The organism is Leptospira ryugenii, from assembly GCF_003114855.1.
GTDB lineage: Bacteria > Spirochaetota > Leptospiria > Leptospirales > Leptospiraceae > Leptospira_A > Leptospira_A ryugenii.
In genome coordinates this window covers 258,048-284,634 of sequence record NZ_BFBB01000008.1, presented here as the reverse complement: position 1 = coordinate 284,634, position 26,587 = coordinate 258,048, and the positions used below count along the sequence as shown (strand labels likewise).

29 protein-coding genes and 1 other RNA gene are annotated in these 26,587 nt (G+C 39.1%); 12 read left to right on the top strand and 18 right to left on the bottom strand.

Annotated elements, in window-relative coordinates; genetic code table 11:
- Window positions 1-65: 65 nt before the first annotated feature.
- The 6 genes from DI060_RS19005 to DI060_RS13940 all read right to left on the bottom strand — a co-directional run bounded on the left by DI060_RS19005 (window position 66) and on the right by DI060_RS13940 (window position 3,620).
- Window positions 66-206, bottom strand: a complete 141-nt coding sequence (locus DI060_RS19005) for a hypothetical protein (protein WP_167837012.1) — start codon at window positions 204-206, stop codon at window positions 66-68.
- Window positions 207-284: 78 nt separating this feature from the next.
- Window positions 285-722, bottom strand: coding sequence for a hypothetical protein (locus DI060_RS13960; RefSeq protein ID WP_108977578.1), 438 nt, complete (start codon window positions 720-722; stop codon window positions 285-287).
- A gap of 621 nt (window positions 723-1,343) precedes the next feature.
- Window positions 1,344-1,871: a hypothetical protein gene (locus DI060_RS13955; protein ID WP_108977577.1), complete on the bottom strand. Its 528-nt coding sequence runs from the start codon at window positions 1,869-1,871 to the stop codon at window positions 1,344-1,346.
- A gap of 294 nt (window positions 1,872-2,165) precedes the next feature.
- Window positions 2,166-2,480, bottom strand: coding sequence for a DMT family transporter (locus DI060_RS13950; RefSeq protein WP_108977576.1), 315 nt, complete (start codon window positions 2,478-2,480; stop codon window positions 2,166-2,168).
- Window positions 2,477-3,433, bottom strand: coding sequence for a DUF418 domain-containing protein (locus DI060_RS13945; RefSeq protein WP_108977575.1), 957 nt, complete (start codon window positions 3,431-3,433; stop codon window positions 2,477-2,479). Before DI060_RS13945 ends, DI060_RS13950 begins: the two co-directional genes overlap by 4 nt.
- Window positions 3,417-3,620 carry a hypothetical protein gene (locus DI060_RS13940; protein ID WP_108977574.1) on the bottom strand — a complete coding sequence of 68 codons (204 nt, stop codon included), beginning with the start codon at window positions 3,618-3,620 and terminating at the stop codon, window positions 3,417-3,419. The genes DI060_RS13945 and DI060_RS13940 overlap by 17 nt, the downstream gene beginning before the upstream one ends.
- 549 nt (window positions 3,621-4,169) lie before the next feature.
- Between DI060_RS13940 and DI060_RS13935 the strand changes: the two genes are divergently transcribed.
- From DI060_RS13935 to DI060_RS18995, 4 genes are all read left to right on the top strand, one after another.
- Window positions 4,170-4,472 (top strand): hypothetical protein, encoded by a 303-nt coding sequence (locus tag DI060_RS13935; protein WP_108977573.1) that lies wholly within the window; start codon window positions 4,170-4,172, stop codon window positions 4,470-4,472.
- A gap of 35 nt (window positions 4,473-4,507) precedes the next feature.
- The gene (locus DI060_RS13930) at window positions 4,508-7,720 is read left to right on the top strand and encodes an Lcl domain-containing protein (RefSeq protein WP_108977572.1); all 3,213 of its coding nucleotides are present in this window, start codon (window positions 4,508-4,510) and stop codon (window positions 7,718-7,720) included.
- 263 nt (window positions 7,721-7,983) lie between these two features.
- Window positions 7,984-9,132: an Ig domain-containing protein gene (locus DI060_RS13925; protein WP_135355058.1), complete on the top strand. Its 1,149-nt coding sequence runs from the start codon at window positions 7,984-7,986 to the stop codon at window positions 9,130-9,132.
- A 58-nt stretch (window positions 9,133-9,190) separates the two neighbouring features.
- Window positions 9,191-9,337 (top strand): hypothetical protein, encoded by a 147-nt coding sequence (locus tag DI060_RS18995; protein ID WP_167837010.1) that lies wholly within the window; start codon window positions 9,191-9,193, stop codon window positions 9,335-9,337.
- Between the two features lie 531 nt (window positions 9,338-9,868).
- On the opposite strand, the gene DI060_RS13910 is transcribed toward DI060_RS18995, so the two are convergent.
- The 3 genes from DI060_RS13910 to ssrA form a co-directional block, all read right to left on the bottom strand.
- Window positions 9,869-10,888, bottom strand: a complete 1,020-nt coding sequence (locus tag DI060_RS13910; protein ID WP_135355057.1) for a hypothetical protein — start codon at window positions 10,886-10,888, stop codon at window positions 9,869-9,871.
- Between the two features lie 516 nt (window positions 10,889-11,404).
- Entirely contained in the window at window positions 11,405-11,851 is a 447-nt protein-coding gene (locus tag DI060_RS13905) for a hypothetical protein (protein WP_108977567.1), read from the bottom strand.
- 432 nt (window positions 11,852-12,283) lie between these two features.
- Window positions 12,284-12,636, bottom strand: a transfer-messenger RNA (tmRNA) gene (ssrA, locus tag DI060_RS13895).
- 100 nt (window positions 12,637-12,736) lie between these two features.
- On the opposite strand from ssrA, the gene DI060_RS13890 reads away from it, so the two are divergent.
- Genes DI060_RS13890 through DI060_RS13870 form a run of 5 tightly spaced genes read left to right on the top strand, consistent with a single transcriptional unit; the run spans window position 12,737 to window position 16,644 of the window.
- Entirely contained in the window at window positions 12,737-13,876 is a 1,140-nt protein-coding gene (locus DI060_RS13890; RefSeq protein WP_108977565.1) for an LIC13341 family surface-exposed protein, read from the top strand.
- Window positions 13,877-14,521: an FFLEELY motif protein gene (locus DI060_RS13885; protein ID WP_108977564.1), complete on the top strand. Its 645-nt coding sequence runs from the start codon at window positions 13,877-13,879 to the stop codon at window positions 14,519-14,521.
- Window positions 14,522-15,259, top strand: coding sequence for an OmpA/MotB family protein (locus tag DI060_RS13880; RefSeq protein ID WP_108977563.1), 738 nt, complete (start codon window positions 14,522-14,524; stop codon window positions 15,257-15,259). It abuts the gene before it with no gap.
- Window positions 15,256-15,663, top strand: coding sequence for an LA_2478/LA_2722/LA_4182 family protein (locus tag DI060_RS13875; protein WP_108977562.1), 408 nt, complete (start codon window positions 15,256-15,258; stop codon window positions 15,661-15,663). Before DI060_RS13880 ends, DI060_RS13875 begins: the two co-directional genes overlap by 4 nt.
- 3 nt (window positions 15,664-15,666) lie before the next feature.
- Window positions 15,667-16,644 (top strand): M14 family zinc carboxypeptidase, encoded by a 978-nt coding sequence (locus tag DI060_RS13870; RefSeq protein WP_108977561.1) that lies wholly within the window; start codon window positions 15,667-15,669, stop codon window positions 16,642-16,644.
- Here DI060_RS13870 and DI060_RS13865 read toward each other — a convergent pair.
- Window positions 16,627-17,352 (bottom strand): MIP/aquaporin family protein, encoded by a 726-nt coding sequence (locus DI060_RS13865; RefSeq protein ID WP_108977560.1) that lies wholly within the window; start codon window positions 17,350-17,352, stop codon window positions 16,627-16,629. The genes DI060_RS13870 and DI060_RS13865 overlap by 18 nt on opposite strands.
- 128 nt (window positions 17,353-17,480) lie before the next feature.
- On the opposite strand from DI060_RS13865, the gene DI060_RS13860 reads away from it, so the two are divergent.
- The 3 genes from DI060_RS13860 (at window position 17,481) to DI060_RS13850 (ending at window position 20,189) form a co-directional block, all read left to right on the top strand.
- The gene (locus DI060_RS13860) at window positions 17,481-18,773 is read left to right on the top strand and encodes a malic enzyme-like NAD(P)-binding protein (protein WP_108977559.1); all 1,293 of its coding nucleotides are present in this window, start codon (window positions 17,481-17,483) and stop codon (window positions 18,771-18,773) included.
- Window positions 18,774-18,877: 104 nt separating this feature from the next.
- Window positions 18,878-19,255 (top strand): phasin-related domain-containing protein, encoded by a 378-nt coding sequence (locus tag DI060_RS13855; protein ID WP_108977558.1) that lies wholly within the window; start codon window positions 18,878-18,880, stop codon window positions 19,253-19,255.
- A 97-nt stretch (window positions 19,256-19,352) separates the two neighbouring features.
- A complete protein-coding gene (locus DI060_RS13850) occupies window positions 19,353-20,189 on the top strand; it encodes an LBF_0142 family lipoprotein (RefSeq protein WP_108977557.1) in 837 nt (278 codons plus the stop codon).
- Between the two features lie 13 nt (window positions 20,190-20,202).
- On the opposite strand, the gene DI060_RS13845 is transcribed toward DI060_RS13850, so the two are convergent.
- The 8 genes from DI060_RS13845 to DI060_RS13810 all read right to left on the bottom strand — a co-directional run bounded on the left by DI060_RS13845 (window position 20,203) and on the right by DI060_RS13810 (window position 26,575).
- Window positions 20,203-20,757, bottom strand: coding sequence for an energy transducer TonB (locus DI060_RS13845; protein WP_108978136.1), 555 nt, complete (start codon window positions 20,755-20,757; stop codon window positions 20,203-20,205).
- A gap of 40 nt (window positions 20,758-20,797) precedes the next feature.
- A complete protein-coding gene (locus tag DI060_RS13840; protein WP_108977556.1) occupies window positions 20,798-21,223 on the bottom strand; it encodes an ExbD/TolR family protein in 426 nt (141 codons plus the stop codon).
- The gene (locus DI060_RS13835) at window positions 21,220-21,639 is read right to left on the bottom strand and encodes an ExbD/TolR family protein (protein ID WP_108977555.1); all 420 of its coding nucleotides are present in this window, start codon (window positions 21,637-21,639) and stop codon (window positions 21,220-21,222) included. Before DI060_RS13835 ends, DI060_RS13840 begins: the two co-directional genes overlap by 4 nt.
- 12 nt (window positions 21,640-21,651) lie before the next feature.
- Window positions 21,652-22,464: a MotA/TolQ/ExbB proton channel family protein gene (locus DI060_RS13830; RefSeq protein ID WP_108977554.1), complete on the bottom strand. Its 813-nt coding sequence runs from the start codon at window positions 22,462-22,464 to the stop codon at window positions 21,652-21,654.
- Window positions 22,465-22,584: 120 nt separating this feature from the next.
- The gene (locus DI060_RS13825) at window positions 22,585-23,382 is read right to left on the bottom strand and encodes a cobalamin-binding protein (RefSeq protein ID WP_108977553.1); all 798 of its coding nucleotides are present in this window, start codon (window positions 23,380-23,382) and stop codon (window positions 22,585-22,587) included.
- Between the two features lies 1 nt (window position 23,383).
- A complete protein-coding gene (locus DI060_RS13820; RefSeq protein ID WP_108977552.1) occupies window positions 23,384-24,079 on the bottom strand; it encodes a potassium channel family protein in 696 nt (231 codons plus the stop codon).
- Window position 24,080: 1 nt separating this feature from the next.
- Entirely contained in the window at window positions 24,081-25,898 is a 1,818-nt protein-coding gene (locus tag DI060_RS13815; protein WP_244594414.1) for a TrkH family potassium uptake protein, read from the bottom strand.
- Window positions 25,895-26,575: a hypothetical protein gene (locus DI060_RS13810; protein ID WP_209452049.1), complete on the bottom strand. Its 681-nt coding sequence runs from the start codon at window positions 26,573-26,575 to the stop codon at window positions 25,895-25,897. Before DI060_RS13810 ends, DI060_RS13815 begins: the two co-directional genes overlap by 4 nt.
- Window positions 26,576-26,587 lie beyond the last annotated feature (12 nt).

Here is a 26,587-nt window from a genome sequence, read left to right as displayed (position 1 = left end):
ACTGGCTTCCTATAATGGGCATTGTGTCGCACATAGGGAACAACCATTCTGGATTTGGGGACTGGTTATTGGAAAAACTCATACCAATGTCCTATGTAGTCAAGATTTTTTAGGTCACGTTCATTCTCACCGACAGTAGAAAGTTCATACTGACCACAAGAGAAAAATAAGAAAATGAAAAAGATCACATTTTTTTTCAATATCATTTGATACTCCAACTAGCAACACAAAGTTGTGTTTATCCCCAGAGGATCACATGACCCTTCTGCAAAATTTAACTCAAATCAATAATTGATTTCGCAAAGATTTATTTCTCCACTTGTAAGAGAATTTTCAAGAAAGATAACTTTCTTTAATTTACAAAAGCGATCTACAAAGTCTTGGAATGCAATCGATAGTTCAGTTTGATTTTTGACTGAGAATCGATTTGCTAGCAAAGCTCCCAGACATACCTGGAAGTCCTTTTTTTTATAATTTATTTTTCGGTCACATCGCTCACTAGGTTCAAAGCTAATTGGATAAGGTATTGCATCGTTTGGAAAGGATTCAAGACTTTTTAAAATAAAGATCCTAGAATAATCCCGATCAGCATCCCTTTGTGAAACTAAATCGCTACCCTTTAATTCTTCATTCTTAACACAGCCAATGAATAAACTTCCAAACGTATACAATAGAAGGAAGAAATTGATAATATGAAATACGATTCTTCTAAGATTCTTCATTACAGTTAATATCCACGGAGTCACCTGATTACGTTTTAGCAGACACTTTTCTAATTCATTTTAAATTCAAATTTTTCAGGACTCACATAACGTAGAAAAGGAGGAGATCTCTGTCGAATATAAAATAGCTAAATCTAATCAAAGAGGATGTTTTTTTGCGTCCTTTAGATTTTGAGAATCATTGAACTCGATTTCTCTTTTTAAGAGGGAAAAAAAGGTTCGGAAACTTCTTATTTTGTAAATTTGCATGATATGTCTCGCGTCGAGGATTGTTCTTTAATCGTGGTTACGTATTCCATTCCTCTGCTCATTTGCAAAAAAGGTGTCCGTTTTTATGCAATCAGGCGAACATACTTGGGGATAGCTATCATTATTTCAATAAACAAGTATCCGTTTAATTATTGTTTCGCATTGATCTATTCTCATCGTTATAACTGCCTTAATAAAGGTAATCATTCATCTGCCTCGTTAGTATAAAATTATTGCTAGAGGTTGACAGAAGAAAAAATAAGGAAGTGATTCTCTCTTTTTTCTTTATTGCATTTTCATATTCATTCAGAGTTACAAATTCACTTTGATAACATAAGGTTATCAAAGTGAGTTCTTGGACGAAATATTGATTCAGCGTCGTTTTTGATCCCCTTGGGCACCAGATTGTTTGGAATTGATTTCTTTTTTCGATTTCAACCCCTCTAATAAATATTTCCAAGGCATCACTTTTGTTACCCATGCCAATCCGAATAGAGAGGCAATGAGATATTTAATATTGGAAAATAAAATCGGCAAAAGAGAACCGAAACCGACAGATCCTGTTTCTGGATTGAACTTGAGATGGATCTCTTCTCCTGGGTACTTGTCTTTTCCAATCCCTCGAAGGGAATGCTCCATTCTTTCCCCGGTTGTCGGATGGGAGAAACGATAGATATATAGATATTCCTTTTCATGATCCAACTTGGTGTCTGAGTAGATTGCAGAAGATGTTTGGTAATCAGCAATGATATCGATCCCATTTTTTAATTCATAATACTCAGAAACTACAAGATACCATGGGCCTACTACCCAGATAAAATGAACTACAATAAGAAAGATCCATGCGAAAATTGAAACTGCATAGTGATACCATTTCCATTGGTTCTGTGTTTTTGCCATTTTTAGCTCCAAGTCGCGCAGATTAAAATGTTTGTAACCTTAAAAAAGTTTACAAGTATCTTAATTCGGTATCGTTTTTTTCTTTTTAAAACAATTCCTGTTAAGAGAGACTGCTTGCACTATCTGGGAATCCAATAAGCCTATAGCTGACATTAATTTTAGCCTATTCAAAAATCGCTACCGAATGAGCTCTGAATTTAGCTAGTGCGATTTGAAGGCAAAGGATAAGGAAATAATTTTTGGTTCAAGGACAGATTCGTCCTCCAAAAAGAATCCTTACCCCAATCAAAAGGTTTATGCGGTTAGCTTCAGACCTATAACTGAGCCAACCAATGTAACCAAAAAAAAGATTCTCATCACGCTTGCTGGTTCTTTAAAAAACAATATTCCAATGAAAACCGTGCCCACAGCACCAATTCCTGTCCAAATGGCATAAGCTGTGCCAATCGGAATCTTTTCTATAGATTTTTCTAGAAAATAGAAGCTAAGAGTTATGCTAATGATAAAAATTATGGAAGGCCACAGTTTAGTAAAATTGTTAGATAATTTAAGTGTTGTAGCAAATCCTATCTCAAATATTCCAGCTAACATCAAGTATATCCAACTCATATATGTTTCTTCTTTTTTGTAGGATTGCTATCTGATAGTTTTTTTACTAAGGTTTCAAGCGGACCAGATTGAAATTTTTTGGACCAAAGTAGAGAATAAATACTAAGAATGAAAAAAGCACAAATGGTATATATCCACATGAACTCTATCGATTCTGTTCCATATACACTATAGAACTCCTCTTCCGTTGGTATTCCTCGAATGAGTATGTAAAGGATGATCCCAAAATAAATATGAAACAAATAAATTGTATGGGAATACGTTCCAATTTTAGCGATGCTGTTTACTACTGTTGATGACTGATATCTATCCCCAACGGAATTCATAATGATGATGATCAAGTTTGCAAAACAGATCGACATAAAAAAGTACAAGGGGAGTGGAGGAAGTTGATTCACAGTAAAAATATTACTCTTTGCGTATGAACCATTCAATACGACAGGATTTAGAATTTTTAGAAGATCAGAATTTAAAGAGAGTAAAAATAAAACCAGTAAAAGGACTCCGGAGATCCAAAATACTTTTTTTTGATTTTGATTCTCTTCGATAAGATAAACACCAAGATACATCCCCCAAAAAAACAATCCGATCCAAGGAAAAATTGGATTCCAGCCATTGAAAAATAAACTTTTTAGGAAACCAGGAATTGTCCAAAAACCAATATAAGAATACTTCGTAAAGTTCCAATCTTTCGAAAAATCAAATAGGATAAAAAGTAAAGTGAAAACAAAAATAGAAAATAAAGAGGCGAATAGATAATGATTCTTCTTCCAATGTAAACAAAATGCTCCAATAAAAAAGAATACGCCGTAAGATCTTAGGATATCAGCCGGCCAATAAATCGAGTCAATTGTTCCTATCACAAACAATAAAAGACTTCGAATGAGTATTGTTCGACGTGAATTTAATACTAGGTCTTTATCAGTAGGATTGGACCTAGTTTTTTTTTGCAAATAGAATGAGTCCCATTCCTGCTAATATGACAAAGGTTGCCGATGCTCTTCCATTGAAGAAATTTGCAATCTCTAATAGTATCTTATTACCCTGAAAGGCCCCAAATCCAAAATGGTAATTTACTACCATCATTCCAAAGATACTGAAAACTCTTGCTAAATCTAAACCGATTAATCTATGATTCATGATTGCCTTATGAATCATACATAGTAAGGCGAAAGCAAAAACTTGATCATGAGAAAGTTTCTACATTGATCTAGATCAAACTCTTTTTTTCAGGCCTATCAAAGTCTCTAGAGTGATTCCCAAATACGAGGTAATCTGTCCAATGGGAATTTTATCTAACAGATGTGACTCTCGATGTTAGAACCACAAGAAACTTACTTTTGCGGTTTTAAAATGTAGAGAATGTAATCGATCTTCCAATTTCAGAATCTGGTATTCAAGATTTGAGAATTAAGGCATATTTGCAAACCTCGACAATATTTAAAAGATAGGATTTTTTTGGATCATACGCCCACTCTAGAATACGGGACAAAAGTTCAAATACTTCATCTGGAATTCTCGCCTGAAATTCATCTATCCTACGAATCTATTTTTTGCAAATATCCTTGATATCATATCTCGACCAAATTAGAAATTCATAATAGTTATATCACTGCCAAGGTCTCACATCCAGAATCGTATCACGTTCTCCGGGACAGATTATCTATTACTTGCACTGAGCATGTCGGAGTGAGGGAATCGAATAGGCTTAAAGGTGACTATAATTTTTATCAAAATGACATTTTAAAAGTGTTTTCCAACGGAAGTATTTATAAAGCTCATCCAGAACAATTGTCCGAAGAGCGACAAATAAAGGACTATATTTTGAATATTCCTTTAACTTTAAAAGTAAAGTATCTGGTGCAAATGAATGGAGAAAGGAAGTTAGATACTCTTTGTATTCTGCCAAGTCTCAATTATAAGGGTAAAGGATTTTTAAATATCTTTCAAAAAGAATTGTCAAAGATATTTAACTTTGAGTTAATTGGTTGAAAAATTGAATATTTTAAAGCTGATGTTGGAATTTTATGAAAAGTCTACCATATTTATTACTTGTCCTACTGGTTAATACAAACTGTATCCTCTCTTCATTATTTGATCAAAAGATAAAATCTAGTGGAAATAGTGTTTCCAGTATGATGCTTCTGGCACTTGGCGGTGTGAGTAGCAATACTAATGGCAATGTGTCAACGGCAACAGTGTCTGTATCTGGTGGTACTTTGATGTCGACTGATGGGAGTTTTTCCCTTGATATACCTGCTGGTGCACTTAGTGAAACCCGACAAATTACAGTGACAGTCGATGCCTCACCGATTGGTAGCATTCCTCAGGGATATGCAAAAGTTACGAAGATTTTAAAATTTGAACCAGAAGGACTCGTGTTTTCAAAACCAGCTACCCTAACAATTAACTACGAACAAGGTGAGATGGCTGAGGCGGGGTTGGAGGAAAGAAGTATTGCGTTCTATTATATCAAAGACGATTCCACGCTTGAAAAGATGAAAATGGTCTCTATTGATTATACTCAAAATAAAATCAGACTGGAAGTGGAGCACTTTTCCTTTGGAGTTGGATTAACTATCCAGGTTTGGCTCGTCAATAATGGCATTCTTACAAATCCAGTTCCCGTTTTAAACATTGCAAATAACGTAATCGCCGAACTTTCAAGTTTTGCTTCCGAAGGTTATGGGAGTGTTAGTGCGTATTTTCAAGCACAGTCAACCATACTCGGTCCATTTTTGAATAAATTAGTTACCTACCTCGGCTATGATCCGATCAGTGCGGCTTTTCCCAATGAAGACTTTAACGGCAATGGCATTCCAAATAGTGAAGATCCATTCGTTGCCTCGACAGGACCAGTTGTAAGTTTGGTTTCCTCTGGCTCCATATCTGTGAGTAATAATGCGGGAGCGATAAACACCACTCAGTTTGTTTGGCAGTCCACGAAATCCGGAAACTTTACTATTCGATCCGGTGCGACAAATTGTACCAATGGTATTGTTGTTACATCAGGTTCCGTTACCGCAGGTGCCAACCAAACATTTGGGCCATTGAATGCCTCGGCCATGAGTCTCGGGACCACCTCCTATCGTGTCTGTGTTATCAATGCGGGCGTTACAGGTGCCATGGTGCATTCAATTACTCGCGATGATACAATCCCAACGGTTTCTGTTAATCCAGCCTCTGGAAGTTATGGAAGTGTGCAGAATGTTGCTCTTAACTGCGGTGATACGGGAGGAGCTGGCTGTGCTGCTGTTGCTTATACCACAAATGGAAATACCCCTGTATTCTCATCCGCTTGTGCGGTTACGACTGGTTCATTGTATATAACACCGATTGCGACACCAGACTCTAGCGTCACAACGATAAAATACAAATCTTGCGACAAAGCCGGAAATGTTTCAACACTGTACAGTCAAGTGTACACAGTTGACTCTGTCCTCCCGTCCATCACAATCAACTCAGTTTCTCCAGGAACGATCATTAAAGCTGTTAATGCTGTAGTCAATTGGACTTCGGATAAATCAGGAAGTTATAGCGTTGTAATAGGATCTAGTTGTGGTTCAGGAACCCTTGCGTCAGGTTCCAATGTCAGCGGTAGTGCGACTGGTGGGGTGGCCGTCGCAACGACAATTACTGCGGGTACGCAGTTAAGTGATGGATCCAAAAAAATCAATGTCTGTGTGAACAATTTGGTCGGCAATGTGGGGACTTCCTCGACGACCCTTACTATAGACAGTGTTGCGCCAAGTCTTTCTCTAACTCCCGCTCCTGGCACATATGCGACACCACAATTAGTAACTGCTAACTGCAGTGATGTTACGACTACCTGCCAAAAAGTGGCCTATACGATTGACGGAACTGATCCTGCATTTGACGGTTCGGGATCGATAACTAACGGGAGTTTGTATTCCGGGAGTTTAACTTCGCCAAATGATGCGATTACCACATATAAGTTTATTGCAAGAGATGTAGCGGGCAATGTTTCTGGAATCAGTTCTGCAATGTACACTGTTGGTAACACGACTGTGGCACTTCCAAGCTTCTCTCCCGCGGCAGGTTTTTATAATACACCACAATATATTACGATTTCCACGACCACCAGTGGGGCGACAATCTATTTCACTACAGATGGAACAACACCAACGACAAGTTCCAATGTCTATTCAGCTCCAATACATATCTGGAGTCTGGCTGGTAAAACGGTGAAGGCCTTTGCAAAGAAAGCTGGCCTATCGGATAGTTCGGTTGCTACTTTAAGCGGGGTTTACAGTTATCCCCCTTTGAAAAGTGGTGCGGGAGCAATTGGGGGATACACATTAATCTCAGGCGAAGATGGACTAACGCAAATCGGTGTAGCGAGAAGCTATACAGGACCTACGGCACACGCGACGTATACTTCCGATTATACCACAACAGACAATGCAACAGGTCTTGTTTGGAAAACATGCACACAAGGACTCAGTGGAGCAAATTGCGGAACTGGAACAGCAGTGAGCTTAACATGGGCAAATGCAAGTAATGACACAACATCTGGGTGTTTAGCTTTAAACTCTGCCAATAGTGGAAACGGCTATGCGGGAATCAAAACATGGCGAGTACCGAGTAGACAGGAATTGGAAACCTTACCTGATTTTGGCTCATTTAATCCAGCTATAAACAGGACAGCATTTCCTGGGGACTCTGCTGCTTCTTGGACGTCAACAGCATACGCACCATTTCCTGCCGCTGTGTATTATCTCGCTTTCATTTCTGGTTCCATGCCTTACGCCAGTCAAAATACCGCCCTATCTGTGCGTTGCGTCTCTGGAAACTCGAAAATATACAATAGCAATTTTACAGATAACAATGATGGGACAGTCAAGGACAATACGACTGGGCTTGTTTGGCAGAAATGTTTTCTTGGTAGAAACAATGACGCAACTTGCTCCGATAATCCCAGTGTTTCCGATACTGCAACATGGGCAAATGCAATCACGTATTGTAATGAACTCAGTTTTTCTTCTAAGACTTGGCGGTTGCCGCAAATCAACGAGTTAAAAACAATTGTCGATACTGCAACAACTACAACACCAGTAATTGACAAAACATCTTTTCCATCTACAGGTACCCAGAGTTTTTGGTCATCTACTACAGTAAATGGTTATTCTGCTGCGTGGTACGTCAATTTTTTGGATGGATATCTTTTTAATATTGCTAAGACTGAACTCAATAGCGTCCGCTGTGTGTCGGGACCGTAGGCGAAAAATAGATACACCTTTCCCAAATCTGGTTACTTTGCCCTTATAAAACTGAACTAAATTTGGGATTTCGGGAGAGACTTGTACTTATCATTCTTTTCGAATGACAATTAAAACCAAAACTTCCTTTTGATTTATTGGTGTTGGTCCAAGAGAAATACATACCTCAGCCAGTGGTGTGAGTACAGCAAATAAATCAGGTATATCGACAGCGTTGAGAGACCCCCACATTTTCTCCCTACCTCTTGATTTGTATAAAAATATTGTTTAAAAAAACACAAGTATGCGGGTTTATTGATAAACCAAATCTCACGATGCGATATCTCCTCTTTCTTTGCCTGCTTACCTGTATCTCTTCCTGCAAATTGGATCTTGACCAGGCCTACGATACCCGAAGAGCAGAGTATTTTAGAACGCAGTTGGAGATATGCATTGTCCAACAATTTAGAAATTGTGCGATACCCGGAAATACAACCGCTCCTTCTAATTTGAGTTATGTGGGAAATCCGTTTGTGTTCACTAAAAACGTGACCATCACTCCTGTTAATCCAGTTATCAATGGTGAGGGCCTTACTTATTCCGTTAACCCTTCCTTGCCATCAGGTCTTTCTATCAATAGCGCAACAGGTCAATTGTCTGGAACTCCACTAGCCGTAGCAAACCAAACAAATTATACTGTGACTGCTTCCAATGCAAATGGCAGTACAAACTTTGACCTAACAATTACTGTAAATTTTAACCCCGCCACGGTACCTGGATTAAAGTTCTGGGTTCGTGCAGAAGACCTTGCACTTCCAAATAGTAGCAGTGTTAATAGTTGGGCTGACTTGAGCGGGACAGGAAATACAGTCATACTTGGGAATGCTCCTACCTACTTTTCTTCCGCAAACACAATCAATGGAAGGCCTGTCGTTCGATTTGTCCATAATACAAATAATCTAATCAATACTGCACCTATTGGCGTTAGTTCTTCTGATTCTGCGAGCATCTTTTTTGTCTTGAGATCCGTGACCAACAACAATCACAATGTTCTCTTCATTGGACCTCCAGCATCTGGAGGTAGGCAAATTCAAATCGTAATTACTACAGGTGTTTTAGAGATTAATAAATCGAACGCTGCTGTCGCCGCATCTGTCGCCGCAAGTTGGACAGTAGGCGTGATCAAACAAGCCGCCATTCTTCAAAATGCTTCGACAAACATCACTTTTCGGCTAAATGGAATTCAGGTCGGAAGTTTAACTCCTAATCCTGGCGCGTCCGGTTATACAGCTGGAAATTTAGGCATTGGTATCAATGGAGCCGGAATTGATCTCGCAGAACTTCTCTATTATGACAACCGGATCGCGGACAAGGATGTGATCGATATTGATTGTTATCTGGGAACCCGTTATGGGACGAGCACTTGCCCATAAATGCAGAATTTTGATATTTGGAGTCTGCTCAATAGAGAAACCCAATGGAGCACGCATAATGGTCGGGAGTTTTCTTTGGAAACAATTGGGACCTGGCCTAACAATACAAGGCGATGTCATGCTTAATCTATTTACCAAGGACAAATCTTTAGGCAATAAACATACCGCAGGAGACTTACTCGACCACCACATAGGAATTTCCTAAGAGTTTTCCTCAATCAAATCCCGATATCCTGAATCACTTTAAGTCTCCGGAACAGATTGATCATTTCTTGCACTGAGCATTTTGGAGAGAGGGAATCGAATAAGCTTATTGGTGAGATTGTTTATTTGCGAAATTCGAAAAAAATGAAGGTGTATTTCTTTTTCAGCTCCCTCTCTTTTCTGGATACCTAGAAAGAATAGATAACCTTCGAAATCATTCCGTTTATGTAAACGGGACAGGCAAGTGGATCCTTTATAGCAAACGAAGATTTGATGGCTTCGGCTCACGTCGATTTCGACGCGATACAATCAATTTTGATTTTTCTTGCAGATCAAATGAATATCCTTTAATAACCTACTGACTTTTCGTGTTTGTTGGAATCCACCTTTTGAATTTATGTTAACTTTAGGGATTGTTTCAATTGGTGCGCAATCGTTAAAAAGAATGAGTAAAAATATTGCAATCGTAAATCTCATTCTCTTTTTCGATAATCATTTTGATTTAAGATTTTTAATCAAATGTATCCGTCGGCTATTGAAATTTTGTGAGTATCCTATCGATACCTATCAGCTGCCGATCCAAAATATCTTGACGGGAATACCGAATCGATTTTCCGGTGATTGAATCTTCGACATACTCAATCTCTGATATCTTCCCAGCAGATATTTCCGCCTTTGTCTCCAAAGCTCTTTTTCGATAGTTTTCCAAAAATGGCTTACACTTGGCAGAACATGCTTTTTCTGCCTGTTGAATTACCTGAAGATTTTCCGAAAACAATACAATTCTTGAGTAATTCATAATATTGAGTAATTCAATGACTAGCGATGGCTCATTGAAGCCAATTAAACTTTTATACGCATTAAACCAGGCAGTACTTTTACTTAAGGCTACTTTCGTAAGAATCTTTGTCGTACTAGGAGTAGGTAGAAACAGACCAAGTGATTTAGCGGCAGCTTCTGCTGGATTTGGAATGTCAAATGATTGTGATGCGACTAACTTCTCTAAAATCGGCCGAGTCTGAATTAGCCCCAGTTCACCTGCTAAGGATGCACCTAAATATCGCATCGAAAGTTCTTTGTGTTTGAGAGCCCAAAGAACAGGTGGATTTTTATAAGCACGAGAAACAACTACTAAGAATTTTCCAATCGGTCCATCGCCCCGAAAACTATAGGACCAAATCGGTTCCTCAAAAGGTGCCTCGGATTCATGCTTCATATGCTCCTTACTCTTGAATTCGAAAGAAAGTAGAGGGGTTCTAGTCAATGAAAATGGTATAGTTTTTTTGCTCCCCGCAATTTGAAAAGTAATGTCTCCATCAATTTGAGTGCCAGTATAACGAGTTAGGTAATCTGTTCCGGAACCGTACAATTTGTAATTATACGGTAGTCCTTTCCCTCTCCAATCGACAGATATCTGGAAACTCGATTCGGAATTCTCTTTCAAACCAGATGCAGAGAGAATGGTTCGCAAAGCTTTTCCCAGTCCTGGATCGGGAGTTTTTTCAGGTAGTAACTTATTTTCGATCAACTGAAAAGTTGTCTGATTTTGCATTAGAATTATGAAGTCATCTGGTTCCTGAGATTGCTTTTTCATTCGAGAAGAGCAATTGATAAAAGAAATTAAGATCAGTACGTTGAAGATATTGGTTTTCGCCCGAAAGGAATGAATCATAAAAAATATACACTCTCTCACTAATTTAGATGAAATTAGAAGAATTTATTTCTACTGTCCAGATATATTTTAACCAAGTACATAGGAACTTCCTAAGAGTTTTTTCTACAACCATATCCTTTATCCAGAAATGACACCAGTTAGGTGGGACAGATTGTCTATTATGGGAATCGAATAAGCTTATCGGCGAGTATTCTTTTTGCGAAAAATCGAATCGTTTGCTTCTATTTTCCCGACTCGACTCTACTCGGAAAATCGTTCGGTTTGTTTACTCTTGCTTTACGGAATTTTGGAACCGTGACAACAAACTTATGGAGTGAAGAAAACAATCGATGCATTAGCGGGACTTTGCATAACGGATCACTCCAGATTGATTTTCTATTATCTTGGTGATTCTCACACATGTTCCTTAGAGATCCTGTGCTTAAATAGAAAGGCAATTGCGCAGATTAAAATGCCATTTAACAAAATAGCAAAGAAGAAAGTTGCCGCCGGAACGAAAGTTCCGGAAATATAGGCTGTAGCTTTGCTGTCCAAATCCAGATGGACTGTATAATTGCCTGGAGTCCATGCCACAAACGAGCTGATCGGTACAAAAACCGTATCGCCGAGTTCGTTTGCGTGATTGCCATCCTTTACTATGCCACATTTGCCAAGATCCCTTGCTTTGGCGTATCGCGCTGGCGCATATACGCAATAACGATCAGGTATCCATACGAATATTCGATTTGTATTCAACGGTTCCAGTCTGGCCGTACTCAATGCTGTAAATGTCGCCAATACTGTCGCAGCCAGAATAAGGACAAATTTTGACAATGTAAGCTCATTCAAGAAGAATTTCATTAGAGTTTTATCATCGCCAAGTTGTTGTATGCTGAATCTAAACCTTGGCTACAGGATAAATTGATCAATATAGAATTCCATTTGAAGCGATAGGCGACTACTTTTTTTTGCGAAAAATCGAAACGTCTGTTTCTATTTTCCCGACTCGACCACACTTGGAAAATCGTTCGAACCCCAGCAAACGTTTGTTTATTGAGATTATTTTGTGAAGATCTAGAATAATTTTTGGAGACGCTGGGATTCGGTCTCCGGTGCCTTCCCATCCGGGTCATGCAACCTCCGACCCGTCCCACTCGAGGCCTCAGGCATCCTGCCTTCGGCAGAAACAGCTTCACGCTTCCTATGGGTCGCAACTGTTTCTGACTCTCGTGGTCGTTCGAACCCCAGCAAACGTTTGTTTATTGAGATTCGTTTGTGAAGATTTAGGATAATTTTTGGAGACGCTGGGATTCGAACCCAGGTCCTATCGTCCTCAAATGCGGCGTCTACACGTTTATGTTGTATATAAGGTTAAGAAGGACTGGACCTACAACCGGGGGACTCCTTCCGAGCCTACTTGGTGTTCTCTGCCGCTAAAAGTAGACAATTAGCTGGCAAAGTCCTTTGAGAGGTGTCGGTTCCTTAGCCACCAAAGGAAACAGCCAGAGGAACCGTAGAGCTTAAAATTAAGCTGCTAGAGCAAATTCGTTATTTGCAGTTATTGTTTTGAAGGTTTTTAAGCAGGACCCCCACCTCTACGTGCAACCGAATCCAAGACAACGACAGTCGAAACCAATGTCGCCCCCGATTCATTAACTTAGACGATAGTTTCCGTACGGAAATAAAAGGGAAAACAAAAAAAGTATGGAATGAACTTAGTAAACTGCGATTTTTGAATAATCTCCAATGAAACCAGTGATTTGTTCCGCCCAGTCTATCTTAGTCTCTATACTTTTTCTCGTTGGCTCTTTTCATTGCAAAAAATCTGAGCTCCCATCCGAACAGGTCATGAGGGAAGGTCTCTGGGGTAAAGATAGCGAAAAACCTTTGCGTATCCTTGGATCGAAACAAATCAATTTAGATGAAGACCCGTCACTAGAAATTTTGGTTCTTAGCCAATCAGGCCAAAGTGAGGCTATCTCCGCTTATAAAAAGTTAGAAGGTGAATGGAAGTTTCTTTGGAAACAAGAGTTTAATCTCATGAGTATGGGAGAAAACCACTACGAGCTATCATCACTGAATTGGAAAAGTGGCCAGGCACCAGGAAGAGAACGCAAAAGTCTAGAAGGAGACTGTATCAAAAGGATAGTTGTATCGGAATTACCAGGAGATGGATTTAATTCAGTATTCATGGAGGTCCTTGTAGATGAGCCACCGATAGGACTTTTTTCAGTACCATTTGTATACCGCAAGGGATCCAAAGTTTTGGATGGCTTTCAATTGAAAGAGCACCCAGAACTTGTTCGTACAAAAAGAATCGACTTTGATTACAATGAAAAGGAGAAAAGCTTCCGTATCTTTCCAACAAATCCGAATTATGCGCAAGAATTTGTGTTCAACGGTTTTGAGTTTATCCCTAATGTGCCTATGCAACCAGTTCCTTCTTTAGTGTCGGTTTCCGTTGAACCAAAATTTGAACTTGGTAAAGAATCAAAAGTAATTCTCTATTTTAAAAACAGAGGCAATTTTACTTCCGTGACCTACCTTTCACTCAGCTTTCCCGAGGGAGGAAAGTTTAGATTTTCAGAAACGTCTCAAGGAGTGAAAATCTACCAAATCGGTCAAAGTGTCTACAATACGGTTTTGAGAAAGTTAGTTCCTGCAGAAAAGCCATTATTGGAAGCTACGAAAGAATCTTGGAGTACTGGTTTCAAATATGGAGTCAGTTTTTATTTTATTCCTGAATCAAAAGAAGAATTGAAGGTTTTATTGAGAACATCCTATCGTTTAAATCGTGATGTGTTTACTATTCCCAACCGAGATAGTATTTTTAAAACGGAAATAGACCAACAAGGATTTCCTTCCTATCCATTGGTGATCAAATAAATGAGTAAAGTTTTGAGTCCTGAGCTTAGAAGTGCACGTACTGAAATCGTAAGAGTTCAAATCGAACGATTTCATTTATATTACTCTGAATATTTTAACCAGAGTGAAACGATTAAAATGGCAGAATATTTTTTTGAAACGGTTTATAATTTGGAAGGCAAAGAAGAATGGGAAGCTTTAGCACTAAGCACATATGATAAAGTAAAACATATGATGAAAGAATCCAGCAGAGAAAATATCGAAAGGTTAATTTTCTTAAATCAAATCACAGACGAGCTCGATCTTCGTATGGGTCAATTACTCTTAGATAAGAACTGGAAACAAGGGACAAAGATATCCCAAGATGAATACTTTACCTTGTACCAGGAGCTTGGTTATGCTGACCAAAGAAAGAAGCAATTAGAAGTTGTGTTATTCAATCTGCGAAAGTTCTATGATCTGGCACAAAAACCAATCGCTGGATATGTGATCAAACCTGCCGCAGCTGTTGCAAAAATGTTAGGTGTATATCCTTTATTTGAAAAAGTAGAGCAAGGTTATTATGCAACCATTCCCGTTAAAAAATCCACATTTGAAGCGTTCTTTAAAGAAGTAGAAAAGAGAGAGTGGGAGTTTTTGATGAGGGCATTTCCAGAACTAAACTAAATGATCAGAAGAAGAAGATTCCCAAAATCAAGTATCGAAAGTGAAGAACTGCATAGCCAAGAGCGATGGCTTCTTACATATGCAGACATGATTACCTTATTGCTCGGATTATTTATCATTCTCTATGCCATCAGCAAAGTAGATACAAAGAGACTCTCTGAAGTTGCAAGCGACATCAAGAAAGGATTTGGACTCAATGTGTCTTCTTTAGGTCTCATCGTTGAAGGCGGTAGTGGTGTTTTAGAAGATGATCTATTGCAAGAGAAGTCAGCAATTTATAGACTCTGGGAAAGAATTGGATATTCATTGAAGGCTTTGAAAGAGAAGGCAAAACTCAAATTAGGATTAGCCGAGACAGAAGAACTCAAATTAACATTTATTACCTCTGACCTATCCAAGGGAGATATCTTAGGAGATGATCCAGACTTGCAGTTTGTTTTCCAAAAATTGGCTGAGCTTTCGCAAGGAATGGATATAGATATCATAGTGAGAGTGCAGATTCCATACGAGGCAAAAGTCGATAAATCAAACTTCCAAAATTCTTGGGATTTCCATTCCCATCGAGCATCTTTAATTGCAGAAAAGATGGTTTCGCAATATGGAATTCCGAAAGAACAGATTTCCGTCCAAGGTTTTGCCGTATTTCAAAAGTCGAATGATGGTGAAACACCAGAAAAAAAAGCAAAAGATGAAAGGATTGAAATTTTGATTCGGAAACGAGAGGCTGTTGAAAAATGAAAACCTTCACAAGATTGAACATAGTTTTGATGTTTGTCTTTGTTTTTTCCTTTGCAGATTGCAAAAAAAAAGCCGGTATAGATTCGATCGAATGGAAAGATGAATCTCTAAAGTTGACTGCGGAGATTTGTGAAAAGTATAGAAAATGTTCTGAAAAGAATTGGTCAGAGCTACCTGAAAAAACAAGAGAATTGGCAAAATCTCGATTGGACGAAGCCAATTGCCAAAAAGAATTTCGACAAAGCAATCTCTATCGCCTGGCAGGTGACGACATACCCAAGACCATGGATGCGTATCGAAATTGTCACAAAGAGATTATCAAATCCAATTGTGAAGATTTACAAGCTGGACTGGTTGATATAAATGTAGATTGTAAACTTGTGAAAAAGTTTCAAATAGACTAAACAATGTTACGTGGATTAAGACGACTCAATCGGTATGAAAAGAGAATTCTAGACCTCGTCCGATTGGGTGGTGATTTAGTAAGAATTAAACAACTGGGTTTTTCGAGTAAAACTCAGGAAGGGTTCCGATTTCCGATTCATATGTTGGAGATTGGAAAAGAGAAAGCCATTAAAAAAAATCCTGTTGGAATGGTTGCTGGTGTTCATGGTCTCGAGACAGTTGGAATTCGTATATTACTTGATTTTTTAGAGTACATTTTGTACAAAAAAAGCCCAGGATATGTTTCTGAAATCGCCAATGGCAAAATCGGCTTAGTAGTAATTCCTATCGTAAATCCTGGAGGAGTTGCTTTAAAATCTAGATCCAATCCCTCGGGCGTAGATCTAATGCGCAACTCTGGAGTGGAAGCAGAAAGCGCACCTATTCTTTTTGGAGGGCAAAATTGGACCTCGAAATTGCCCTATTACCGAGGAAAGACTTTAGAACCTGAATCAAGGGCAGTCTTTCGCTATATCAACCAATACTTCTATCATGTAAAAGATTCTATATTACCTGTGATTGATATCCATTCCGGTTTCGGGACGATCGACCATGTGTGGTGGCCGTATGCAAGAACAAAAAAGGAATGTGTAGATACAGCTCTCTTTGAAAAAATCGCAAGTTATATGGTGGAATTGCGTAGGCATAAACGGTATAAGTTTGGACCACAAAGTGAAACATATACGACGCATGGAGATCTATGGGATCGTTTTTATGACCATTTCCAAGAGAAGTTTTCCCATACAGGCTCTCGCTTTTTGCCATTTACTTTAGAAGTGGGTACCTGGTCAGATATCAAAGAAAATCCAAGCAAACTGTTTCGTAAAAGGGGGATTTTTAACCCTGCCAAAGAAAATAAATTTGAAACAATCGTTACCTATCGAGATTTCTTGCGAGACTTTTTATTCCTCTCAGGTACAAAGTTAAAGGACTGGAAGTAATTTTAGCAAAACAACTGCTAAACTAGCTCCACACAAAGGAGCAAGAATTGGAATCCAAGAATATTTCCAATTGGAGGGCCCTTTGTTTGGAATCGGCAATATAGTGTGCAATAGTCTTGGGCCTAAATCACGAGCAGGATTGATCGCATAGCCGGTAGTTCCACCCATCGATAGACCTATTGCCCAAACAAGTGCTCCTACCATTAAAACACCTAACATGCCATTAAGTGGTTCATGGTAAGCATGGAAGATCACATGTATGCCAAAGATCAACATAAGTGTTCCTAACATCTCGCTTAAGAAGTTTCCGATGGGATGGTCGATAGCTGGATCTGTGGAATGGATCGCTAAAATTAAGCCAGAGTCTTTTGTTTCTTTCCAATGCGGCAAATGGTGTAAATAAACAAGAAAGGAACCGAAAGAAGCCCCCAGTATTTGTGAAATAGAATAAGGAATCAATTTGGTAAAATCACCGTTTTGCAAGCATACCGATAGGGTGACAGCTGGATTTAAGTGTGCTCCACTGCTACCAAATGTTTTTGCTGTTAGGATTCCAAAGACAACACCCAAAGCCCAACCTGTTGTAATGGAAATCCATCCACTGGCTTTCGCTTTGGAACGTTCCAGAAGTGCACCAGCTACCACACCATTTCCAAAATAAATCAATACACAAGTACCTAAAAACTCACCAAGACAGGTTTGCCACATGCGATCATCCTTTTTCCATCTGAAATCCTATGGGACATAGAGACTGGATCGCAATCATATTCTCCTTTTTTTTCGCAGATTTTATTCTAGGATTTTCTTAACTAAGGAAAAATCTGGAAAAATAGACCATGAAACACAAGGCCCTAGAGTACCATTCACGTTTCCCTAAAGGGAAAACGAAAATTGTTCCCACAAAACCGACTGAAAATAGCGAAGATCTATCCCTCGCGTATTCTCCGGGTGTTGCCTATCCTTGCCTTGAAATTGAAAAAGAGCCTTCTTTGGTCTATGAATACACAAACAAAGGCAATTTGGTCGGCATCATCACCAATGGTACAGCGGTTCTCGGGCTTGGTAACATTGGAGCAGCAGCTGGAAAACCAGTAATGGAAGGGAAAGCAGTTCTCTTTAAAAAATTTGCTGGGATTGATGTGTTTGATATAGAAATCAATGAAACAGATCCAGAGCGCTTTATCCAAATTGTGAAATCCTTAGAACCAACTTTTGGTGGAATCAACTTAGAAGACATCCGAGCACCAGAGTGTTTTCATATCGAGAGAACTCTCGATGCCAATATGGCAATTCCCGTATTTCACGATGACCAACATGGAACTGCAATTATTTGTACGGCTGCCTTGCTCAACTCCTTAGAATTGATAGGGAAAAAGGCTGAAAATCTTAAAGTGGTGATCAATGGTGCAGGTGCTGCGGCCATTTCCATTGCTGAAATGCTCACTAGAATTGGTGTTTCGCATAATAACATTTATATGGTGGATTCGAGAGGTGTGATCAACGAGAGAAGGACTGGATTGCACGAATCTAAACTTCCCTTTGTTCGCAAAACAGATGCCAACACTCTCGAAGAAATTTTTCCGGGGACTGACCTCTTCATTGGAGTCTCAGTTGCCAATGTTGTGAGTCCGCAAATGTTAAAGACAATGGCAAAAAATCCAATTGTCTTTGCTCTTGCCAACCCAGATCCAGAGATCTCGTATGATTTGGCTGTGAGCACACGTGATGACTTGATTATGGCAACAGGTCGCAGTGACTTCCCCAACCAGGTAAACAATGTCCTTGGCTTTCCTTTCATCTTTCGCGGAGCCATGGATGTCCGAGCAAAGATAGTAAATATGGAAATGAAACTAGCAGCGGCTTACGCTCTGGCGGAACTAACGAAAGAACCTGTACCTAATGAAGTAGCAGAGGCATATGGACTCTCAAAAATTGAATTCAACAAAGAATACATCATTCCAAAGCCATTGGATGCACGAGTTCTCTACCATGTTGCGCCAGCCGTCGCAGAGGCAGCTGTAGCCACAGGTGTCGCCCAAGCGGCATACCCTGGCAGAGAAGCCTATCGTGACATTCTAGCCAATATCATGGCACACCAACGTGAAAAGCTAATCGGTGCCCATTCTTAAAAAAAATCCGTTTAACTCCTAAAAAAGTACTTTACAGAAATTGTGCATCGCACAAGATTGGATTGTGCAATGCACAATAGGTGAAAACAACCAGGAGCAAAACAATGGAAAAACAAATCATGGACATCCTTAATGCCGGAATCGGTATCTTCAATTCTGGAAAAGAAGGCTTAGACAAAGCAAAAGTTCAGTTAGAGCAAACTTACAATGAATTGGTCTCTAAAGGAGCATCTGACAATTCTGAGCAATCCGTTAAGGTCCGCCAAAGTGTTGATAAAATCCTAACAGACATTAAAGAATTCTCTAGTGTTGCTGGAAAAAATTACGAAGAAACTCGCACTAAGATTGTAGAAAACTACAATAAGATTTCTGAAGAAATCAAAGCAAGAATGCCAGAAGGAAAGATTGAGTCTGTAAAAGCAAAGATCAACGAAGTTGCTGAATCTATTAAAAAATCAGGTGCATCTAGCGCGAAAGCGTAAGCACTTGACACAAGAAAATTTTTCAAGGCTGGCTTAGACCAGCCTTTTTTATTTATACGCATTGACATTGTTATCTTTTTCACTCAGATGGAATTAGATGAAAGCATTACGGAACTTAGCATATTTTTCGATTCTTACCATACTTTGCTCATGTAAACTTGCAGATCTCAGACCGAAGGAATTAGCCCAAACCGGGATCAATCCCGACTTAAAACAAAAAGGCTTAACCATTATTACAAATCCAATTGAGCCAGCGATGAAACCAGATGATTGGAAACGCTACAAACAAATCCAATTTACATTGAAAGATGTATGGCATTCGAAAGCAGTCCGGTTTTTCACACCCATCAAAGAAAATGAACAACGAATGAAAGTGTTTTTAGATTTTGAAAAAGACTCAATGGAGATCGAGTTATTAAACGGAGTCAACAAAGGGATCTACTATGGATTGGTAAAGAAGGACGTTTACCAAATTTCGCCAGATACTGGAAAGGTGTTTACCGGCGATGATGAAGTCAGGGTTTACCTTGAATCACTTCGTTTGTATTTATTGATGGTTTGGAATCTAAAAAATTATGAGATCATTCAGTATGCTGGTGATATTCAATTATTAGGAAAAACTTATGAACGAGTCTATTTGACAAATGTTCAGGTGGATGCAAATCCAGATGTTGACCAATACCTTGCTTATTTCGAAAAGGAAACTGGTGCTTTGGAGTGGGTGGAGTTCACCTATCGAGAACTATTTTCTTGGTACAAAGGTACACTTAAGTTTGGCTATTATGAAAATTGGGAAGGAAAGCAGTTCCCGAGAAGAATATCCATCCTAGATAAATTTGATGATCCAGACTTTGTGCATGAAATTCGCATTGAGAGGATAGAGGTGCCAACAAAACCCCTTACTGAGGAAAAAGCCATCCAGGAACAGAACTGAATGGCTTTGTTTTTTAGTTTAGCGTAAATCGAATCGGAACCAAAACTTTTACAGTGATGGCCTTACCTTCCAAAATAGAAGGGGAGAAACGTTTCCTCTTGTAGGTAGCAATGGCTGCCTGTTCCAAACCAGCACCCAAAGTCTTTCCGACTGAGCGCACTCGGAGCACTTCGCCCGTATCTGCGATCACCACTTCCAAAGTGAGCGTTCCTGTGATCCCTTGTGACTTTGCTTCGTCCGTATACTCTGGCCGGACATTCGGTGTTAAGTCAACTGGTGAAGTAGCACCAGAAACAATCGGATCAGAGGCACCGGCTACACGAGGATCCTCTTTTTTCTCTTCTTTCTCTTTGTCCGTTAGGTCGAAGTCTCCATCAGTCGGTTTTGATTCCGAAACCGGCTCAGTAATCTGAACATTGTCGATGAAGGCAACTTCTTCGATAAGATCATCAAGACTATTGCTTTCAAAACTTGGAGTGTACCAAAAAAAGAGAACAAGTAACTGTATAGTAACGGAAAGTGCAAGGCCGACTTCCATTCGGTATCGGTCAATGAACCGATGCACCATCTGTCGTTTCGAGCGTCTTGGTAAAGCGATGGTATTCACACTATTTTCCTGTTAATCCACCACCCTGGGTGGTCTTGGTAACCAAAGAAACTTTTAGAGCACCAACTTCTTTCAAGAGTTCGAAGGTGTTATCGATTTCATTGTAAGTCAAATTTTGATCTGCGTGAATCAAAATCTTTAAGTCTGGATTGGTGCTGAGTTTTGCTCTGATGTTGTTGATTGCCTCGTTCATCGGCATTTGGATCGAATTGAAATAAACAGTTCGATTTGCATCAGCGCTTAGATAGAGATTTGCTATTTTTTTGTTTAATTGTTCTCCACCAGGAACATCTGGAAGATCAATAGGAAGATCTGGGTCAGAATCAAGAACAGATGTTACCATAAAGAAGACAAGAAGCAAAAAAGCAATGTCAGCCATCGAGCTAACAGGCACACTTGGTGAAACTCTTTTTCTCTTTAACATTATTGTTTCTTCCTTACGGAGATTTTTTCAAATCCTCTTAACTGAACGGCAGATAGAGCATCCAACATCTTACCATACTTTGTATCACCAGTTGTTACAATCAGAGCAAGTTTGTTCGGAAGATCAGGAATTTCCATTGCGTTCAATTCTTTTCTGAATTCTTTAAGGTCACTGAATTCTTTCGTCCCGAAAGAAGAGTTTCTCATCTTAAACTTGTCTTGTGTTACGAGAATCTCGTAGACGTTCTTTCTTAAGAAAGGTTGCGGCTCCGATTGTTTTCTCGGAAGGCTGATATTCAATCCTTCCTTAACAAAGAATACTGCCGTGACCATAAAAAATACCAAAAGTAAGAAAGCGATATCCGACATTGACGCTGCCGATATCTCTTCTAACTCCTGTTTCTTTTTTAACTTAATCATATGAGGTGCCTATTAAGCTTTTTTGCCGGCTTTTACTTTTAGGTATTCTTTATAAATTTTATTTGCTGCTTCTTCTACTTCTGAGGTGAAGAAGGAGACGCGACCTTGTAGATATTGGTAAAATGTCATTGCAGGAATGGCAACTATCAAACCAGCAGCTGTGGTAATGAGAGCTTCTTTGATACCACCAGCAACAACTTTCGCGTTTACTTGGTCAGCATTTGCGATCGCATCGAAAGCATTGATCATACCAGATACAGTTCCCAAGAAACCTACTAGAGGAGCAATCGTTGATACTGCCGCCAATACCGTAAGACCTTTTTCTAATAGAGTGATAACCTCTCCAGCTTCTCTTTCAATCCCAGATGCAAAAATTTCAGGATCATTTTGCGATACTTCCATTCCATTTTTGAGAACCTCAGTGATCCTTTGTCCTTCGTTAGCACTGAGGAATTGAGATACACCGGTTAGACCATTGGAATCGATTGCATCTTGGAGGTCCTGGTTGAATCCTTTTCGAACTAATTTTGCCGTGAAGAAGAAATAGATTCTTTCGAAGATCACTCCCAAAGCCACAAAGGAAGATAGTAGTAGGGGCCACATGGACCACCCACCAGTTTTGAATAATTTAACTAAACCAATTTCTGATTCTTTTTCAACAACAGGTGCTTCCGCTTTTTTTTCCGTTTCAAGACTAGGCGGAGGAGTATCCGTTGGCGGTGTGTCTTGTGCGCTGAGTTGAGATATGGTAAGTGCAGAAAAGAGAAGTGATAATACCAATAAAGAGTTCATTTTCTTGTATGGTAGCTTGAAGAGAAAAGTCATGGAGTTCTCCAGATCAGATTATTGTCAAAAGCTTAGAATTTTTCTGTTACAAAATGATTACAAACAGATGACAAAGCTACTATTTCCTGTGCGAAGATTCCCGAGTCTCGGACGCTTCGGCTAAGGATAAAGTTTGGATCGGATTTCTGAGATAATTTCCCTTAGTTTCGGAATCCCATCCGTAAACAGCGCAGGACCCGGCTGGAGGATGATGCTTGGGTCCATCTCAAAGATTGTATCCTTTTGGACGGCAGTGGTACTTTGCCATTCTGGGTGGTTTCTCACCCAATCCCAATCCATAGGTTTTCCACACCAGCAACCTATAATGCCATCGGGATTTGTATCTGCTACGGATTTGGCAGTAATAATTCTATCCTTTGCTGCCTTCTCCTCACCTAACTTTGGAAAGACATCCTCACCACCAGCCAATTGGATGGCTTCACTTACCCATTGTATACCTGAAATGATAGGATCGTCCCATTCTTGGAAGAAGACTTTGGGGCGCTGAGTTTGGTTTCGACTCTCCTCTTCATAGGTCTGAAGATTTATCTTCCAATCATTGATGAGTGAAGTTACTTCTTTTTCTTTACCTACAATCGTGCCGATCAGAAACATAGAATTTAGGATTTCAGCAATGGATCGTTGGTTTGTGATGAGTACATTTAAACCCAAAGAAATCAGATCCTTTGCTAAATTGGCTTGAATATCAGAAAATCCGATCACCAAATCAGGGTTTAATGATTGGATCTTTTTTAAATTTCCTTTGATAAAAGCGGAAACTTTAGGTTTCTCTTTTTTTGCTCTATCTGGCCTTACTGTGTAAGCGGATATGCCAACGATACGGTCTTCTTCACCTAAAAGATAAAGTAGCTCTGTACTCTCTTCTGTTAAACAAATGATTCTTTCTGGGAATGACAAATTAACCTTCCAAAAATTTGGTAAGAGAGGTTTGAGATGCAAAAAGCACTAGGACATCATTCTCTCTGAGAGTCATATTTCCTTTTGGAATACCCAATACTTTCTCTTGTTTAACATCCGAAGCTCTTTTATTTTCTTTTGCTTCTTGGGGGCGTTTGATTGTGATGATGTTGATCTCATAGGTATGCCGAATGTCAGCCTCTGCTATCGTTTTTCCTACGTAGCGTTTTGGAACATTTACTTCCACAACATGGTATTCTTCCGAGACTTGAAAATTAGCACGCATACTAGAATAACCCACGATCTCAGCCATAGATTTGGCGGCCTTTTCTTCCGGATTGAAAAGATTTTTGACACCTAATAGGCTTAGTACTCTTTGTTGTAATTCTGTTTGGTAACGAGCATAGATGCTGACTGCACCGCATTTTTTTAAAAGATCTGCGCAGATAACAGAAGTTTGAAAATCATCTGCAAGAGCTATCACTACAATATCCATTTCATCTATTGCTTGTGATCTCAGTGCATTTTCATCTGTTGCATCCAAACAAACTGAAACTGTTGAAAAATCTTTTACAGCATCAACCAAATCTTCTTGGAGGTCAATCGCTAGTACCTCATGACCTTCTTCAAATAGATATTTGGTAAGCATAGTACCAAAACTTCCCAAACCGATAACTGCTATCTTTTTCCGTTCCATTTCATCCTACCACAACGTACTCTACAGGATATTTATAAGCATAATTCTTTGTCTGTCTAGTAATTGCGATCAATAAGGTTAAAATACCTACTCTACCTACGAACATAACAAAGCATAAAATAATCTTACCCGATGAGGAGAGAACGGGTGTTAAGCCTCGCGTTAATCCTACAGTACCAAAAGCAGACACAACTTCAAAGCAAATGTCGACAAAAGGTGCCGATTCACAGAGCAACAGACTTAAGATAGCTGAGAATATAACAAATAATGATAAAACTATGGACGCACTAGCTCTTGCAATCGTACTTGGGGCTATGGAGCGATGAAAGATTTCTAATCTTTCCTTCCCACGTATCTGATCAACAATATTCAAAAATGAAATCGCGATTGTTGTTGTTTTGACTCCACCACCAGTCGAGATGGGAGACGCCCCAACCCACATCAGGAAAAAACTAATGAATGTTATGGGTAGGCCCATTTGTGCAATATCCAAGGTATTAAATCCAGCAGTTCTTGTTGTAATGGAATAAAAAAGCGAATGTAAGATTTGCTCACCTAGACTCTTATTCTTTAAAGTAAACTCCTGTTCCAAATAAAAATAAGATACAGCTCCGAAGCCTATCAGAGAGAGAGTACTGATCAAAACAAGTTTAGAGGTAACGGAAAATTTTTTATGGTGGTTTGATCGAAAAGAAATAAGCATATACAATTGGTTTACGACGGGAAATCCAAGTCCACCGAGTACGATTAAGAACATAATAGAGGACAAAAAGGAGACATTTGAGGAAAAATTTGGATCTGAGAAGTTAGATGGCATCAGACTAAAACCCGCATTGCAAAATGCAGATATGGAATGAAAAACGGAGTAGTAGATTTTTTCGGCGGTACCCAAGCCAGTTTCTTTGGGAAATTGCAGAAATAATAAAATTGAACCGATCAGCTCAATCCAAAAGGTTAGAAATGCGATTTGGGTTAGTAAACTTTTTACCCTTCCAATGGATTCTTCAGATAAAAGGTCTTTAATCATTAGTTTATCATTCACCGTTGATTGGCCGGCTAAGATGAATGAGAAAAAGGAAGACAATGTCATCAATCCCAATCCACCAATTTGAATCATAAGAAGGATGATGAGTTGTCCTGTTAGGGTAAACTGTTCTGATATATTGATGGTGCTCAAACCAGTTACACAGGTCGCAGATACTGCAGTAAAGATGATATCTATGCTTTTTACATTTTGGTATGAGGCCTTTGGAAAGTGTAGGAAAAGACTTCCTAAAAAAATGATGAATGCAAAAGAAGATATAAAGATAAAAGAAGGGTTTAACTTTTTTGCTTTTGAAAATTTTGAAATTCTATAAAAGTGAGCTAAGTTTGCAAAGGTAAAGAGTATCTGATTTGTAGAGAGAAAAATTAAAGTAGAGTCTGATCCTGTAACATGGTACTGATTTAAGAGATTCAGAATGTTTTCTTCAAATAAACTTTCGAGTAATATGAGAACTATAATGACAACTTGTATTTTATGTGTTTTTAAGTAATGTTTAGGATCTTCATGGCTAAATAGGAAAGACAGTATCTCATAAAAGAGAAAGTAATATACCAAAGAAGAGACAAGAAACTTGACATAAGGTATCCAATTTGTTGGATAATAAAATCCATATTCGAAAATCAAAATAAAGAAAGATACAATCCCTGAAAGAATGTAAAACGATCTACCGAATGTTTGTAAATGGTCTAGATAAAACTTTCGGATGTTTAGGCGAAGGACATCCAACTCTCGAATAAAATAGGCTATCTTTGCCTTTTTGTAGGTTTGTTTCACTCTTCTCGTTGTTTTTCTTTTTTATTTTTTCTATGCTCTTCTAATCGTTGTTGGTCGAGATATACATTCGTACCAGAAAGCCCGATGGAACCACTCAGCATAATAAAACTTCCAATGGCTGTTTTTGCTTGGAGTAGAGATGCTGCAAGAGCTGCGGAAGCACCCAAAGCAAATGGAAAGGTTAGAAAAAATATAATATAACCGCGTCTAAACTTCGTTTCCTCATAAACTGCTTCCTCATCAAACTCCTCACGAAGCTTCTTTTGTATTTCTTTTTTGTTTCTACTTCGGTTATTTTGGTTTTGGAGGGCTTGGGGGTTGATTTCCCCTGTCAGAGGGTTTATTGGTGAGCGGGTGAGAGCAGAATTCGTATACGGATTTTGTGAGCTGGTAGTTTGGGTTTGAGAGGGTAGAAGAGCACCTGCACCTGGGATGGAAGCGATGGGATCATATTTTGTGCGAACGTCCTTTGGGCTGGCCAAACTTGGTTTGCTGATACTTGGAGGCTGTTCTACATCTCGTAACACTTCCGCTTCAGGATCGTAACCAGGGAGGTTTCTGAGGTCGTAGTTGTTGGTGTCGTAGAAGCCATCCTTAGTTTGCGACATAAGTTCGCCCACGCCCATAATAGAAAACAATGAGCCAAACAAAGCCAAACTGGCAGCGAACGATTTCATAGGATAGGATCT

Excerpts from the sequence above, each read along its gene's own strand:
- DI060_RS19005 (WP_167837012.1), bottom strand. The coding sequence starts at position 206 with ATGATATTGAAAAAAAATGTGATCTTTTTCATTTTCTTATTTTTCTCT.
- DI060_RS13960 (WP_108977578.1), bottom strand. The coding sequence starts at position 722 with ATGAAGAATCTTAGAAGAATCGTATTTCATATTATCAATTTCTTCCTT.
- DI060_RS13955 (WP_108977577.1), bottom strand. The coding sequence starts at position 1,871 with ATGGCAAAAACACAGAACCAATGGAAATGGTATCACTATGCAGTTTCA.
- DI060_RS13950 (WP_108977576.1), bottom strand. The coding sequence starts at position 2,480 with ATGAGTTGGATATACTTGATGTTAGCTGGAATATTTGAGATAGGATTT.
- DI060_RS13940 (WP_108977574.1), bottom strand. The coding sequence starts at position 3,620 with ATGAATCATAGATTAATCGGTTTAGATTTAGCAAGAGTTTTCAGTATC.
- DI060_RS13930 (WP_108977572.1), top strand. The coding sequence starts at position 4,508 with ATGAAAAGTCTACCATATTTATTACTTGTCCTACTGGTTAATACAAAC.
- DI060_RS18995 (WP_167837010.1), top strand. The coding sequence starts at position 9,191 with ATGGTCGGGAGTTTTCTTTGGAAACAATTGGGACCTGGCCTAACAATA.
- DI060_RS13910 (WP_135355057.1), bottom strand. The coding sequence starts at position 10,888 with ATGCAAAATCAGACAACTTTTCAGTTGATCGAAAATAAGTTACTACCT.
- DI060_RS13905 (WP_108977567.1), bottom strand. The coding sequence starts at position 11,851 with ATGAAATTCTTCTTGAATGAGCTTACATTGTCAAAATTTGTCCTTATT.
- DI060_RS13890 (WP_108977565.1), top strand. The coding sequence starts at position 12,737 with ATGAAACCAGTGATTTGTTCCGCCCAGTCTATCTTAGTCTCTATACTT.
- DI060_RS13885 (WP_108977564.1), top strand. The coding sequence starts at position 13,877 with ATGAGTAAAGTTTTGAGTCCTGAGCTTAGAAGTGCACGTACTGAAATC.
- DI060_RS13880 (WP_108977563.1), top strand. The coding sequence starts at position 14,522 with ATGATCAGAAGAAGAAGATTCCCAAAATCAAGTATCGAAAGTGAAGAA.
- DI060_RS13875 (WP_108977562.1), top strand. The coding sequence starts at position 15,256 with ATGAAAACCTTCACAAGATTGAACATAGTTTTGATGTTTGTCTTTGTT.
- DI060_RS13870 (WP_108977561.1), top strand. The coding sequence starts at position 15,667 with ATGTTACGTGGATTAAGACGACTCAATCGGTATGAAAAGAGAATTCTA.
- DI060_RS13865 (WP_108977560.1), bottom strand. The coding sequence starts at position 17,352 with ATGTGGCAAACCTGTCTTGGTGAGTTTTTAGGTACTTGTGTATTGATT.
- DI060_RS13860 (WP_108977559.1), top strand. The coding sequence starts at position 17,481 with ATGAAACACAAGGCCCTAGAGTACCATTCACGTTTCCCTAAAGGGAAA.
- DI060_RS13855 (WP_108977558.1), top strand. The coding sequence starts at position 18,878 with ATGGAAAAACAAATCATGGACATCCTTAATGCCGGAATCGGTATCTTC.
- DI060_RS13850 (WP_108977557.1), top strand. The coding sequence starts at position 19,353 with ATGAAAGCATTACGGAACTTAGCATATTTTTCGATTCTTACCATACTT.
- DI060_RS13845 (WP_108978136.1), bottom strand. The coding sequence starts at position 20,757 with ATGGTGCATCGGTTCATTGACCGATACCGAATGGAAGTCGGCCTTGCA.
- DI060_RS13835 (WP_108977555.1), bottom strand. The coding sequence starts at position 21,639 with ATGATTAAGTTAAAAAAGAAACAGGAGTTAGAAGAGATATCGGCAGCG.
- DI060_RS13830 (WP_108977554.1), bottom strand. The coding sequence starts at position 22,464 with ATGACTTTTCTCTTCAAGCTACCATACAAGAAAATGAACTCTTTATTG.
- DI060_RS13820 (WP_108977552.1), bottom strand. The coding sequence starts at position 24,079 with ATGGAACGGAAAAAGATAGCAGTTATCGGTTTGGGAAGTTTTGGTACT.
- DI060_RS13810 (WP_209452049.1), bottom strand. The coding sequence starts at position 26,575 with ATGAAATCGTTCGCTGCCAGTTTGGCTTTGTTTGGCTCATTGTTTTCT.